At 62.1% G+C, this 14049-nt stretch carries 12 protein-coding genes; 4 read left to right on the top strand and 8 right to left on the bottom strand.

The genetic code is table 11. The features are described 5' to 3' along the window. Positions 1-101 precede the first annotated feature (101 nt). Together pyrG and NKI46_RS26695 are read left to right on the top strand one after the other, a co-directional pair. The gene (pyrG, locus tag NKI46_RS26700) at positions 102-1739 is read left to right on the top strand and encodes a CTP synthase (protein ID WP_084633912.1); all 1638 of its coding nucleotides are present in this window, start codon (positions 102-104) and stop codon (positions 1737-1739) included. A 24-nt stretch (positions 1740-1763) separates the two neighbouring features. Further along, positions 1764-2309, top strand: coding sequence for a DUF1697 domain-containing protein (locus NKI46_RS26695; protein WP_023682442.1), 546 nt, complete (start codon positions 1764-1766; stop codon positions 2307-2309). 125 nt (positions 2310-2434) lie between these two features. On the opposite strand, the gene NKI46_RS26690 is transcribed toward NKI46_RS26695, so the two are convergent. The 5 genes from NKI46_RS26690 to NKI46_RS26670 all read right to left on the bottom strand — a co-directional run bounded on the left by NKI46_RS26690 (position 2435) and on the right by NKI46_RS26670 (position 10071). Continuing rightward, positions 2435-3892 (bottom strand): NCS1 family nucleobase:cation symporter-1, encoded by a 1458-nt coding sequence (locus tag NKI46_RS26690; protein WP_023682443.1) that lies wholly within the window; start codon positions 3890-3892, stop codon positions 2435-2437. A 200-nt stretch (positions 3893-4092) separates the two neighbouring features. Beyond that, positions 4093-4881 carry a trehalose-phosphatase gene (otsB, locus tag NKI46_RS26685; protein ID WP_023672690.1) on the bottom strand — a complete coding sequence of 263 codons (789 nt, stop codon included), beginning with the start codon at positions 4879-4881 and terminating at the stop codon, positions 4093-4095. Further along, positions 4878-6659 (bottom strand): alpha,alpha-trehalose-phosphate synthase (UDP-forming), encoded by a 1782-nt coding sequence (locus NKI46_RS26680; RefSeq protein ID WP_023752241.1) that lies wholly within the window; start codon positions 6657-6659, stop codon positions 4878-4880. Before NKI46_RS26680 ends, otsB begins: the two co-directional genes overlap by 4 nt. A gap of 144 nt (positions 6660-6803) precedes the next feature. After that, entirely contained in the window at positions 6804-8966 is a 2163-nt protein-coding gene (locus tag NKI46_RS26675; protein ID WP_023688553.1) for an amylo-alpha-1,6-glucosidase, read from the bottom strand. Between the two features lie 43 nt (positions 8967-9009). Next, on the bottom strand, positions 9010-10071 hold the full coding sequence (locus NKI46_RS26670) for a glycosyltransferase family 4 protein (RefSeq protein WP_352748808.1): 1062 nt from the start codon (positions 10069-10071) through the stop codon (positions 9010-9012). Between NKI46_RS26670 and NKI46_RS30980 the strand changes: the two genes are divergently transcribed. After that, positions 10057-10563 (top strand): DUF982 domain-containing protein, encoded by a 507-nt coding sequence (locus NKI46_RS30980; protein ID WP_373432840.1) that lies wholly within the window; start codon positions 10057-10059, stop codon positions 10561-10563. The genes NKI46_RS26670 and NKI46_RS30980 overlap by 15 nt on opposite strands. Before the next feature lie 185 nt (positions 10564-10748). Beyond that, positions 10749-10907 (top strand): hypothetical protein, encoded by a 159-nt coding sequence (locus tag NKI46_RS26660; protein WP_023752243.1) that lies wholly within the window; start codon positions 10749-10751, stop codon positions 10905-10907. A gap of 601 nt (positions 10908-11508) precedes the next feature. Here the strand turns inward: NKI46_RS26660 and NKI46_RS26655 are convergent. The 3 genes from NKI46_RS26655 to NKI46_RS26645 all read right to left on the bottom strand — a co-directional run bounded on the left by NKI46_RS26655 (position 11509) and on the right by NKI46_RS26645 (position 14025). After that, positions 11509-11709, bottom strand: a complete 201-nt coding sequence (locus tag NKI46_RS26655; protein ID WP_081725396.1) for a hypothetical protein — start codon at positions 11707-11709, stop codon at positions 11509-11511. Between the two features lie 2 nt (positions 11710-11711). Continuing rightward, positions 11712-11897 (bottom strand): hypothetical protein, encoded by a 186-nt coding sequence (locus tag NKI46_RS26650; protein ID WP_023682450.1) that lies wholly within the window; start codon positions 11895-11897, stop codon positions 11712-11714. Between the two features lie 655 nt (positions 11898-12552). Next, complete coding sequence (locus NKI46_RS26645; RefSeq protein ID WP_352748803.1) at positions 12553-14025, bottom strand: protein adenylyltransferase SelO; 1473 nt, start codon at positions 14023-14025, stop codon at positions 12553-12555. Positions 14026-14049: the final 24 nt, after the last annotated feature.

The raw sequence follows: 14049 nt of genomic DNA, 5'->3' as shown, positions 1-14049 counted from the left end.
CCAAAACACCAGTCTCGAACCTCGGGACTATCGCGCCTTCTCTGGAAAAAGCCTCAGCGGCGGTTTTTTCTCTGGCGGAATCAATTCGGCCGCGTTAAGCGATGACTCCCATGGCGCGATATGTATTCATCACAGGCGGCGTGGTTTCCTCACTTGGAAAAGGCATCGCTGCAGCGGCCCTTGGGGCTCTCTTGCAGGCGCGAGGCTATCGCGCACGCATCAAAAAGCTCGATCCCTATCTCAATGTCGATCCCGGAACTATGTCGCCTTACCAGCATGGCGAGGTTTTCGTCACCGATGACGGCGCCGAGACCGATCTCGATCTTGGCCATTACGAGCGCTTCACCGGCCGCTCGGCCAACCAGCAAGACAACATCACCACCGGCCGCATCTACAAGAACATCATCGAGCGCGAACGGCGCGGCGACTATCTCGGCGCCACCGTGCAGGTCATTCCGCATGTCACCGATGAGATCAAGAATTTCGTGCTCGACGGCAATGACGACTATGATTTCGTGCTGTGCGAGATCGGCGGTACGGTTGGCGATATCGAGGCGATGCCGTTTCTCGAGGCTATCCGCCAGCTCGGCAACGATCTGCCGCGCAACAACGCCGTCTATGTCCACCTGACCTTGATGCCTTACATCCCGACGGCCGGCGAGTTGAAGACCAAGCCGACCCAGCATTCGGTCAAGGAACTGCGCGGCATCGGCATCGCGCCCGATATCCTGCTGGTCCGCGCCGACCGCGCCATCCCCAAGGAAGAGCGCAGAAAACTGTCGCTGTTCTGCAATGTGCGCGAAAGTGCCGTCATCCAGGCGCTCGACGTGCCCCACATCTATGACGTGCCGATGGCTTACCACAAGGAAGGGCTCGATTCGGAAGTGCTGGCCGCCTTCGGTATCGATCCGGCGCCGAAGCCACGTATGGAGCCCTGGCAGGCCGTGTCCAACCGCATCCACAATCCGGAAGGCGAGGTGACGATTGCCATTGTCGGCAAATACACCGGCCTCAAGGATGCCTACAAATCGCTGATCGAGGCTTTGTCGCATGGCGGCATGGCCAACCGCGTCAAGGTCAAGCTCGACTGGATCGAGAGCGAGATTTTCGAGAAGGAAGACCCCACGCCGTGGCTGGAAAAGGTGCACGGCATCCTGGTGCCCGGCGGCTTCGGCGAGCGCGGCTCGGAAGGCAAGATCCTGGCGGCGAAATTCGCCCGCGAGCGCAAGGTGCCGTATTTCGGCATCTGCTTCGGCATGCAGATGGCCTGCATCGAGGCGGCGCGCTCGCTGGCCGGCGTCGAACACGCCTCGTCGACCGAATTCGGTCCGACCGACGAGCCGGTCGTCGGCCTGATGACCGAATGGCTGAAAGGCAACATGCTGGAGAAGCGCCGCGAAACGGGCGATCTCGGCGGCACCATGCGGCTTGGCGCCTATCAGGCTGAACTCGCCAAGGGTTCGAAGATCGCCGACATCTATGGCGACACCCAGATTTCCGAGCGCCATCGCCACCGCTTCGAGGTCAATATCGACTACAAGGAGCGGCTCGAGGATTGCGGCCTGGTGTTTGCCGGCATGTCGCCTGACGGCGTGCTGCCGGAAACGGTCGAATACCCCGACCATCCCTGGTTTATCGGCGTCCAGTATCATCCGGAGCTGAAGAGCCGGCCGCTTGAGCCGCATCCGCTGTTCGCCAGCTTCATCTCGGCCGCGGTGGACCAGTCGCGGCTGGTCTAGGGCCACGGTGAGGTTTCGCAGCTGATGCAGACCTATGTTGCGCTGCTCTACAGCATTATCCTCGGCGAAGGCCGCCGGGTCGTCATGGCCGACCTCAAGGCGATGGCTGAACAGCTTGGGCTGAAGAACCCGCGCACCCTGGTGGCGACCGGCAATCTGGTCTTCGAGACACGGGCGACTGGCATCGCCAAGCTGGAACAGCAGTTGGAAACGGCCTTCGAAAAAACCTTCGGCCGCAATGTCGTCATCATCGTGCGCACTGCCGAGGATTGGCTGAAACTTGCCGCCGACAACCCATTCCCGGCCGACTCTGCCGAGGCAGGCGATCAGGTGGCTGTGCGGGTGATGCGCAAGCCAGCGCCAGCGGATGGTGTGGCCGCGCTCCAGGCCTATGCCGCGGAGGACGAGAAGGTGGCTTCGGTCGACGGTGACATCTGGGTCGTCTTTTCGCGCGAGCGGCCAAGCTCGCGGCTGCTCGCTGCCATGAACCACAAGCGCATGGGCATCGGCACCGCACGCAACTGGAACACGGTGCGGAGGTTGGCTGAGATGGTAGGGAGTAGGGAGTAGGGAGTAGGGAGTAGGGAGTAGGGAGTAGTCAGTAGTCAGTAGTCAGTAGGGGTTATACTATTCCCTACTGACTACTGACTACTGACTACTGACTACCGACTACTGACTACTCCCTATCTCTCATTTCACGCCTTCGCCGTCCTGGCCCCTGCGCCAAGGGCGGCGGTGCGAAGGACGTAGTAGATGACCCCTGCAATGCCGACGCCGAAAAACCAGCCATAAACGCCCCACCATGCCGGCAGCAGGTTGGTGAAGTTCGGCAGGACCGAGGAGAAGATGGCGCCGATGCCGGCTGCTATGAAGGCGTTGACGTGCCAGCCGCCCTGGAAGCGGAACTCGCCATCTTCGCGGTACAGTGCCTCGACGTCGACCTCGCCCTTCCGGATCAGATAGTAGTCGACCATCATCACCCCGAAGATCGGCCCCATCGTCGCGCCGATGACGTTGACGAAAGATGCGGCACTGCCTTCCCACGGCGCGAAGGGATAGAGCACCAGCGCGATCACAGCTGCGATATAGCCGCCCTTCTTGAAGTCGATCTGCCGGGGAAAGACATTGGAGAAGTCGAAGGCCGGCGAGACGAAGTTTGCCACCACATTGATGCCGAGCGTCGCCACGGCAAAAGTCAGGGCTGCAAGCGCTGCCAGGAACCAGCTGTCGAATTTCGCCGAGATCTGGTCGGGATGCAGAAGCACTTCGCCATACACGTCGAAGGCAGCGATGGTGGTCACGCCGGCGACCAGCGAGAACAGGATGAGATTGATCGGCAGGCCCCAGATGTTGCCCTTGCGCAGCGATGCCTTGTCTGGGGCATAGCGGGCGAAATCGCAGAAATTGAGATAGAGCGCCGAGAAATAGGTGACCCAGATCGCCGCCACCGCAAACAGCGACGTCCAGGAGCCAGGGGTTCCGGGTACGCCGGCATCCTTTGTCTTGTCGAGCAGCACATCCATCGGGATGTCGCTGGTGAAGGCAAATCTCCCGGATTTTACACAGAGATAGATCGCCAGGATCAACATCATCACCCACACCGCCGGTCCAGCCCAATCCTGGAAGCGGCGCACCGTTTCCATGCCGTTCTGGATGATCAGCAATTGCAGTGCCCAGATGACCACAAAACAGATCACTTCCAGACCCGTGTGGCCGAGGAAATGCGTGTTGGCGTTGAAATCAGCGAACCATTGCGAGCGGATCAGCAACGCCACGATCGCGCCCGATGCCGCTGCCGTCTGCGCGCCGTACCAGAAGCAGGCGACGATGGCGCGCACCAGGGCCGGAATGTTGGCGCCCCAGATGCCGAAGGACGCGCGCGCCAGCACGGGGTAGGGCACGCCGGTCTTCACGCCGGCATAGCCGACCATGTTCATCAGCGCGTAGATGATCAGCGAACCGATGCCGATGGCGATGGCGAAATTGACGAAGCCGCCGCAAAACAGGAACAGGCTTGCGGCGAGATAGTAGCCCCAGAGGCTGTGGACGTCCGACGTCCAGACGTTGAAGATCGAGAACGGCCCCCAGTTTCGGACTTTGGCCGGAGCCAAATCCTCATTGTATAGATCGGGTGATGCGCCTTGTATGGTCATTGCGATGTCCTCCCCTTGATGCCGCACGCGCCCTCACGCGTCGACTGCGCAGGTTATGCCTGACGCAGGGGAACCGGCAAGCAATCCATTTGCCGGCTTTGGCCTTAAAGATATTCAATGAGAACAGCGCTTATCGATCGGCTTTTGGCGAAGGTCGGCGCAATCGCGGCGATCTTGATTCGACCCGCAGACGGCAGCGATCAGGACGCTTTGCGGTTGAGGGCCGGTGATGCGTCGAAATTGGCGGCAAGCCAAGCTATCGCGCAGGTGACATCATCGAGCCTGTATTGGGCCACGGTCGGCCCACGCGGCTTGACCCGGATCGAGATGCCGCCGGCCTCGTTGATCGCCTCGAAACCGTTTTCGTCGGCGGTGTCGTCGCCGAGAAAGACCGGCCGCCGTCCGGCAAAGGGCGGGATTGCCATGAAACGCCGCACGGCAGCGCCCTTGGCTGCTTCGAGCGGCATGAGTTCGACGCCGGCGTTGCCCGGGATAACCCGATAGCCCTTGGGAAGCTCGGTCAATGCCTGTTCGGCAAGATGCGTTGCCCTGGCCAGCAGATGCGGCGCCGCACGCGTATGGATGGCGAGGATCGGACCCTTGCGCTCGATATGAACAAGGCCGTCATCCAGTTCGGCCTCGATGGCGTCGGCAAGGGCAGCGATATCGGCGGGAGCATCGGCGGTAACGACCGGGCCGTCCGGCGTCAGCCGGTGTTCCAGCCCATAGAGACCGGCAACACGCAGCTTCAACGGATGAAACAGGCGGTCGGCGCCTTCGACCGAGCGGCCGGTGATAAAGGCGACAGCGCCGTCCAGCCGTTCATCGACGACGCCGAGGAGGTTGCGCAGTTCGTCGCTTACGGACACGGCGTCGGGGTGCGCCGCGTGCTCCAGCAACGTGCCGTCGATATCGAGGAAAAGCGCCCATTGTCCTTCCGGCAGGTCGGGTGCGGTTGGCAGGCCCGGTGCTTTTGACAGGCTATTCATGACGCCACCTTCCGCATGCGGTCGAACAGCGAGACGATGTTGGTGTCGGTGTTTGCGGGCCGCTCGGCGACACTTGTCGCTCTTTCGAGGTCGCCGCGTTTGCGCAGGCGCGCCGCATCGAGCAGCATGCTGCCGGCCCAGCGAAAGACATTGTTGTCGCGCACTATTTCGCGCATCGGGCGCATGCGCTCGCGTTGTTCGTCCGGTGACATGGTCAGCGCCTGCAGCAGCACCTGGCTCATCATCGCCGCGTCGTAAGGATTGACGATCAGTGCTTCCAGCAGTTCGCGCGACGCGCCGGCAAACGTGCTGAGCAACAGCACGCCCTGTTCGTCGTCACGCGCGGCGACGAATTCCTTGGCTACGAGGTTCATGCCGTCATGCAGGCTGGTGACCATGCAGATGTCGGCGGCGCGATAGATCTCATAGACCTGTTGCTGCGAATGGTGCTCAGCCACCATGACCACGGGCTTGTAGCCGTCATGACCGTAGCGCTGGTTGAGCTCGTTGGCATAACGCAGGCATTCATCGTGCAATTGCTGGTACGCCGGCAGCGTGCCGCGGCTTGGGGCAGCAATCTGCAGGAACACTACCTTGCCGATCCACTCGGGGTGGCGCGTAAACAATTCGTCCAGCGCATGGAAGCGGTCGAGGATGCCCTTGGTGTAGTCCAGGCGCTCGACGCCGACGCACAGCTTGACGTCCGCCGACAGGCCGAACCGCTCACGCAGGCGGGCGCGGCTTTCCTCGACCGGCGGCAGTTTGGCCAGGAGTTCGGCCGGCCATTCGATGGAGATGGGATAGGCGTGCACCAGGGTCGTCCGCCCGCCATACGAGATCGCGGCGTCGGCGCGCTCGATGCGGCTTTCCAGGAACCGGTCTACGCTTTCAGTGAAATTATTGGCATGAAACTGGGTGTGAAAGCCGATGATCGAGCTCCCGAGCAGTCCATCAAGAACGCGTTCGCGCCATGGGCAGATGCTGAACACTTCGGAGTTCGGCCACGGGATGTGCCAGAAGGTGATGATGATCGCCTCCGGCAGGCGCTCGCGGATCATGCGCGGCAGGAGCGCGAAATGGTAATCCTGAACCAGCACGATCGGCCGCTCATTGCGCGCCTCGGCAACCACCATATCGGCGAATTTGCGGTTGACGGCCTCATAGGCCTCCCAGTCCGAGGCACGGAAGACCGGCCGGGTGAAGGCGATATGGCAGAGCGGCCAAAGTCCTTCATTGGCAAAGCCGAGATAGTAGCCCTGATATTCGTCGTCGCTCAGCCACACGCGGCGCAGCGTATAGGACGGACTGTCCGGCGGCACCTGAACCCGATCGTTGCTATCGACCGTCAGACGATCCGCCGTTCCGCCGCCATAGGCGATCCAGGTGCCGCTGCAGGCGCGGGTGATAGGCTCAAGCGCCGACACTAGGCCGCTGGCCGGCACCAGAAGCTCGACGCCGTCGTCCTTGATGTTGTGGATATAGGGTTCTCGGTTCGAGACGACGATGACCTGCGCGTCCGGCAGGTCGTCGGCAAGTATCTTGCGCAAGGTGTCGGGCGACCAGTTCACCAGCGCCGCGTCGGGAGATTGTCCATTCTTCTCGAACTCCCGCAAAACCTTGCGCGTCGCTTCCGATGCGACGTCCTCGCCGGCAGTCGGTGCAACCGTCAAGCTATGGCTACGACGTTGCCTGGAGATCGATAACAGAACGGCTAGAATCGAAAGGCCAAGGCTTGCAAGGATCAAGACCCAGAGCAGGGCCATGCCATAATCAGTCATTCCAATTCCAACTCAATTTTGGCCGTCAGGGCCTTTTTCTTCATGGTTCCATTCGAGTGTTCGCAGCCGACGATCGCCCGTGAGAACCTGTGTTTTTTGCAACGCACAAACCTTGGGATCGGTTCCCGTTGAAAGCCGTTCCGATCATGTCCGCACGATCAGCGGAACCAGTCCCTCATGGCGGTCGGCGAGAAAGGCGACGACGCGGTCGCCGACGCGCTGGAAGGTAAGATCGACCCTCTTTTCGCCGACACCCAGATGCCTGAGCGTCAGCGTATCGATGCCGATCGGCAAACGGGGTCGGGTCACATGGATTTCGCCGTTCCAGCCGTCGATTTCCAGACCGAGGCACGCCTGCATCAGCATGAAGGCCGAGCCTGCCGACCAGGCTTGCGGCAGGCAGGCGACGGGGTAGGCGATCGGTGCTTCACCCGGCGAGCGGGTAAAGCCGCAGAACAGTTCCGGCAGCCGCATGTTGAAATGCACGGCGGATTCGAACGTGCCGCTCATCAGCCGCACCACGCTGTCACGCTCGCCGAACCGCGCCAGGCCGGCGCCGCACATCGCCGTGTCATGCGGCCAGATGGAACCATTGTGGTACGACATCGGGTTGAACAGCACAGCATCGTCGGAAAGCGTTCGCACCCCCCAGCCGGAGTGGAAGGAAGCCGAAAGCAACTGGTCGGCGACCATCTTAGCCCGCGCCGGTTCGGGCAGGCCGACATAGAGCAGGTGTCCGGCATTCGACGTGCGCACCTTGCACGGCTCGCCGGCGCCGTCGATCGCCAGCGCATAGAAGCCGAGATCATCCAGCCAGAAATCACGCTCGACGGCGATCCGCATCTCTTCGGCGCGATTTTCCCAGTGCTCGGCCTGCGCGAACTCGCCCCGGCGGCGGGCGAGAGCGGCAAGGCCCCTGAAGGCGGCGAAGACATAACCCTGCACTTCGACCAGCGCGATCGGCCCCTTGGGAATGCGGCCGTCGGCGTGGAAGACCGAGTCGAAGCTGTCCTTCCAGCCCTGGTTCGCAAGGCCGGATTCGGCGGCGCGCTGATAGGTGACGAAGCCGGTTGCGCGGCTCGCCTCTTCCGTCCACTTGGCGGCGGCGCAGAGAGACGGCCACAGGCTGGCGATGAAGTCCATGTCGCCGGTGCGCTCGGCATAGGCGCAAGCGAGGTGGATGTAGAGCGGCGTGGTATCGACGCCGCCATAGTAGCGGCCGAAGGGTAGCTCCTGCAGCGCCACCATCTCGCCCTTGCGCGTCTCGTGCATGATCTTGCCGGGCTGCGAGTCGCTGAAAGGCGATGTCTCGGTCGCCTGGTGCTGGGCGAGGAAGGCAAGCACGCCGCGCGCCAGGCCGGGGTTGAGCCATAGCATCTGCAGCGCCGAGATGACGCCGTCACGGCCGAAGGCCGTCGAAAACCAGGGGATGCCGGCATAGGGGTAGGGGCCGGTCGACAGCTCGGTGGTCAGCAAGGCGACATCGGCGCGAGCGCGTTCGACCCAATCGTTGAAGACGCGGCCCGAACTGTGCACCGTCGCTCCATGGCGGCGCTTGGCCCGCATGCCGAAACGGGCGCGCGCCGCGGCCGCCCGGAAGCGGTCGCGGTCGGGCGTTTCGGTCAGTTCCGCGCCGACCTCGACGTAAAGCATCTTGCTGCTGCGCTTGGTCACTGCGATGAGGAAATCCGCGCGCTCGGCGCTCAGCTGGTCCGGCGGCTGCGAGAACGAGATCGCAGACACCCGCGCCAGCCCGTCCAGTCCGTCATAGCGCAGCAGCACCGAGGCAGGCTCGATCTCCGCTGCATGCGCCATTCCGCGCTTCGGCCGGGTCGAACCGCGGACCTCGAACATGTCCCGGAAATCGGCGGCAAAATGCAGCGAGACGCGGATTGCCGAATGCTCCTGGCTGTAGTTGGAAAGGGTGATGCGCTCGAACAGCCGGTCCTGCCACAACAGCCTGACGCGCTCGATATGGATGGCGCCCTGCGGGATGTCGCGGCCACCGACGCTTTGCATCGGCAAATTGGTCATATTGCTGGTGAACAGCACATTGTCCTGGCTGAGCGAGGCGCCGAGCAGCGATGTCTGCCGGCCGCCGACGGTGAGCCTGAACTCCGACAGCACCCGGGTGTCGTCACGGAAGAAACCGTCGCCCGCACCCCTGATATCGCCGTAGGCATCGGCCACGGCAAAACAGTCGCCTTGCTTCAGGGCAAACAGCCGGTGCGGCTCGCGCGGCGCGGTTTCGTCCAGGGAGGCAAGGGCCACGGCAGGGTCGAGCTTGCGCTCGTCAAGTTCGGTCATCAGTCACAAATCTCTGTTTCGGGCTCGGAACGTCCGCCGTCGTTCACGACGCTTTCGATTCAGCCGGGGCGCCGATGAGACGCGCATAGGCAGTGAGATAGTCGCGCGCCATCCTGTTGGCGGAGAACCGACTTTCGAAGACGGCGCGCACCTTTCGCCGGTCGAGTTGCAGCAAGGCCGGCACCGCGGCGACCGCGGCGTCGAGAGAATCGACGACAAATCCGGTAACGCCATGGTCGATGACTTCCGGCAACGCACCGCAGTTCCAGCCGATGGTTGGCGTACCGCACGCCATCGCCTCGATCGCGGCAAGGCCGAACGGCTCGGGCCAGTCTATCGGAAACAGCAGACCAGCGGCATTGCCGAGGAATTCAGTCTTCTCACTCTCGGCGATCTCGCCGACATAGTCGATGCGGTCGCCATCGATCAACGGCTCGATCGTCTCATGGAAATAGGCGCGATCATCGTCGCCGATCTTGGCCGCCAGCTTGAGCTTCATGCCCGAGCGCAAGGCGATGTCGATGGCCCGGTCCGGCCGCTTGTCGCGCGAAAGCCGGCCGAGAAAGGCAAGGTATGGTTCGCCCGCCGCCGTCTCGAAGGTCGGCTGATAGAGACCCGTCGGCAGCCCGTGATGGATGGTGGCCAGCCAATTGGCATTCGCAAGCCCGGTCTTCTGGCTATGCGAGATCGAGATCAGCGGAAAGCGCGGAAAACGCTCATAGGCTGGCGCCAGATCGACATAATCGAGCCGGCCATGAGGCGTCGTCACCGTCTTGTCCGGCATGGTCTCGAAGAACGAGAAATGGAGGAAATGGCTGAGATGAAAATGAATGATATCAAAGTCGTGGGCTCGGTTCCTCACATCGGCAAGCATCGCAAGATGCGCCGCCGTGTCCGATTTCAGCGGGCGCGGATCGAGGCGTAGCGCGCGTTCGCGACTTGGTATCAGTCTGGCCGACGTCCGGCTGTCGCCGCTGGCGAACAGCGTCACCTCATGGCCGAGTTCGACCAGCCCTTCGGTCAGATAGGAAACGATGCGCTCGGTGCCGCCATAGAGAAGGGGTGGCACCGATTCGTGCAAAGGGGCGACATGGGCTATGCGCATGGTTTGAACGTGTCCCTCAAGGCAATCACGAGAGCGAAATGCATCAGCCGGCCTAACGTTCCGGACAAAAGCGGGCGTCGGCAACCCAAGCCCACCAGCGCAGATTTTTTTGCAATAAGCGGAACAAACGCGCCATCCGCGAATTTAGTAGGGTTGGTTCGCGCTGCGGCCGACCAGGGAGAGAACAAAATGGACCGCTTGCATTTCTTTACGCCCGTGCGCATTGCGCGCGGGCAGGGACACCCCGTCGAGGAAGTCGATAGCGTTGCCGAAGCGATGGTCTTTTTGCAGAAATGGCCATTGGGACGGCGTGGGCCTGTGTATCAGTGCGCCGTGAATTGCTGCTCCGCGGCCCTGTCGGGCAGAATGTCGGCCGAAGCAGCCAGGAAGGCGTTTACGGGCTTTGCCCGCATCACCCGGCTGCTCGATGATGACATGGCCCTGCCGATGGGCGGCGAAAGCATGGCGGAAGTCCACGCGCTGAGGCGCTAGGCGCGGGTCCAGCCATTTGGCTATTGAACACCCGGGCTTTGGCGGCGCGGGCATCATCTTTTTCGCACCGGAGTATTCCGGCGCGGCCCTTCACCTCATGGGCTACACTGTGCTTTCATGCGGCGTTTCGCATGACCGGTGGGTGACGACCATTGACTGGCGGTCCGAACGTGGAGGGGTAGACAATGCCGAAACTGATCCTGGGAACACTCGGCGCTATCGTCATCGCCCTCATCTGGGCGGTCTTTGCCAGTTTGATGGGCGCGCCATCGATCGTGATCACGGTCGGCGCGGTCGCCATTGGGGCCGGCGTCTACACCTACGTCGACCGACGCTCGATTTGACGCGTCCCCGGCCTGCCGCGCGCTCGACCAATTGCACGCCGGTGTTTGACGCGCGCGGCAGCCGCGGCGGGCATTCTTCAAAGATGAGCTTGCTGGCCGCATAGAGAGCCAAGGCGCAGACAGGGCGCCACACGTCGGACGGGGCTCCGCGAGAACTTGGGAGAGATCGTCAAAGATCTTTCAATCCGGCCAATGTAGATCGAAACGGCGAATCTGTGGATTTCCGGTGGAACATCGTCGCCTTGAAACACTTCGGGCGTTGCACTGCCCCATCAGTGCACGTTCCCTTGTTCTGTTGGAACTGGCCGGCTGCCGAAAGGTGGCCGGCTTTTTTGTATATTAGCGGAACCTGAAATTACGGGGCTTGTTCTGGATGCGGCAGCGAGCCCCTCGCTGCTGGTCGAGGGCCGTAACCCTTGGCCGGGCCCGCATCGCTCCGCCAGTGGTGCGGGCCCACGGCCTCCGGTTTTTCCGGGCGTCTGGACTCGCCGATCCTTACCCTGGTCCGGCTAATGCATGTCACTCAAAAAATGGCTCGGTTGTGAGACAACGACATGCACACGCGGCGCGCTTTAGCACAATCATTCACAAAGCCGTGGGTTCAACTGTTGCTACCCTTCTTGGCTGGATTGTGCGAATGATGACTGTCCTTTTCACCACCACCCCCTGAAACTCGGCTTTTGGATCGACGGTCTTCATCCGCCGGGGGTTTGTTGACCTGCAGGGGTTTTCTGGCGTTCTCGTGCGATGCGCCTGGCCCGCCCTGCCGGATCGTGTTCGGGTGTTTCTTCGATGTGGACATGATCACCGATCCTGCTGACGGCCCTGATGAGTGGTGTTGACCTTGGTGTTGGCTTGCTGCCCTTGGCGCTCCGGATCCGGCGCTCCGTGAGTGCCGTGCTGGGCATCATCGTGGCTAATCTGTCGCCCTTCTCCTCGACCCTTCTGGCTCTGGTTCTCAGGCGGCACGGGCGGCATTTTGCTCGACATCTGCATCTCCTTGGGTTGGTCTCGTGACTCCAAACCGTGATCGTGGGGGGAAGTTCCGTCTGCTTCATCAGCACCTGTGCTTTTCGGTGCCGACGGTGACTCCCAACAGCGGCCCGCGTTGCTGGTCGAGGACAGGCAATCTCTCGGCGGGCCGCGTCGCCCGCCAGTGGTGCGGGCCTGCAATATAAATCCTAAGCTAGTTTATTGCGAGCTTCCGGCGACTTGCGTAGCGGGCCACAGTGGCTTTCAGGAGAGCAGCGTGTTGTATCCGGTCGATTTGGAGCGACCGAAATACAGTGCTTGACCACGTTGCTGACATGATCGGTGACGAGCGCGGTGTCGCGCCTGGATCGCGGCAGCAGCCTCTGGTCCGATCTGCCCGCAGCTGGTGGCAGCTAAAACGACGTCAAAAGACCTAAGTCTCTTTGATCGCCCTCGCTGCTCGCACGAGCGATGACCAGTCAGCTCCCATGGCTGCGACAAGGTCTCGAGCATCTTCGTCTGATATTCCGGTACGGTCTACGAGCTTCCGTGCCAGCAATTCGAATGCCAATTCTATGATCGTCATAGCTCAGCCCTTACGAGAGTGCCCGTGATGATAGCTTGCAAATGGGTCTTCCGCATTTGCACATGTTAAGCGACCATCACGAATGTCTCATGTACCGCAGAATGTCTGCAGGACGCGCTCATCCGGGCGTGGCGGCTCAGCAAAGCGTTCCATTCCCGGCTGCTCATCGAAGGGACGGCTGACGACCGCCAGGATCTCCTCGAACGGTCTGAAGTCGCCGCCCAACGCCGCCTGGATCATCGCCTCGATGCGATGATTGCGGGGGATGAATTTGGGATTGACCGATTGCATGGCAGAACGGCGCGTGGCCGTGTCGGCTGCTTCGCTTGCAATGCGCTGGCGCCACCGCGCCGACCAGGCATCGAATGAGCCTGGATCCTTAAACAACTGCCGCGCCGTGCCTTGGCCGTCCGCAGCGTCGAGGTCATCGCCCAGGCGCCGAAAGCCGAGCGTAAAGTCCGCTTCGCCGTGAGCCAGCACGTCCAGAAAGTCGGCAGCGAGCTGCAAGTCGCCTTCCGCTTCGGTCAGCAGTCCGAGTTTTGTGCGGAAGCCGCGCTGCAACACAGCCTCATAGGAGGCCTGGAACGACCTCAGCACCTCTTCCGCTTCAGACACTGCTTCATTCTCGTCCGTGCTCATGAGCGGCAGCAGGGTCTCTGCAAAGCGCGCAAGGTTCCACGTGGCGACACGAGGCTGGTTGGCATAGGCATAGCGGCCGGCGCGGTCTATCGAACTGAACACCGCGCTGGGGTCATAGGCGTCCATAAAGGCGCATGGGCCATAGTCGATCGTCTCGCCCGAGATCGACATATTGTCGGTGTTCATGACGCCATGGATGAAGCCGACCAGCATCCAGCGCGCCACCAGGTCCGCCTGTGCGGCGACAACGGCCTCCAGCAAAGCCCGGTACGGCCGTGCTTCCCCCGCCAGCTGTGGGAAGTGACGCTGAATGGCATAGTCGGCCAGTATCTTGAGCGCCTCGGTGTCGTGGCGCGCGGCGAAATATTGGAACGTGCCGATCCTGATATGGCTTGCCGCCACCCGTGTCAGGACGGCGCCGGGCAGCCGGACCTCGCGATAGACCGGGTCGCCGGTGAGCACCGCCGCAAGGCTTCGCGTCGTCGGAATGCCGAGCGCCGCCATCGCTTCGCTGACGACATATTCGCGCAGGACAGGGCCGAGGGCGGCGCGGCCGTCGCCGTTGCGCGAGAACCGCGTGGGTCCCGATCCCTTCAGCTGGATGTCACGGCGAATGCCGTTGACGTCCAGCACTTCGCCAAGCAGCAGGGCGCGCCCGTCGCCGAGCTGAGGCACGAAGCTTCCGAACTGGTGGCCCGCATAGGCCAGGGCGATTGCCTGCAAGCCTTCCGGAAATTTGTTGCCGGCCAGCATCGCCACTCCATCCGGGCTGGTAAGCAGGTCGGCATCGAGCCCGAGTTCCTCGGCGAGGGGCCGGTTGAACCGGATCAGCCGCGGTTCGGATACCGGCTTCGGATGTGTTTGCGCGAAGAAGCGCTCCGGCAGTTGCGCATAGCTGTTGCTCAGGGCAGGAAGCCCCATCTGAATGACCGGGGTTTGTTCAGC

This window comes from Mesorhizobium sp. M0615 (genome assembly GCF_040320805.1).
Lineage (GTDB): Bacteria > Pseudomonadota > Alphaproteobacteria > Rhizobiales > Rhizobiaceae > Mesorhizobium.
The sequence above is the reverse complement of the archived record's forward strand: the minus strand, read 5'-3'. Positions and strand labels throughout refer to the sequence as shown.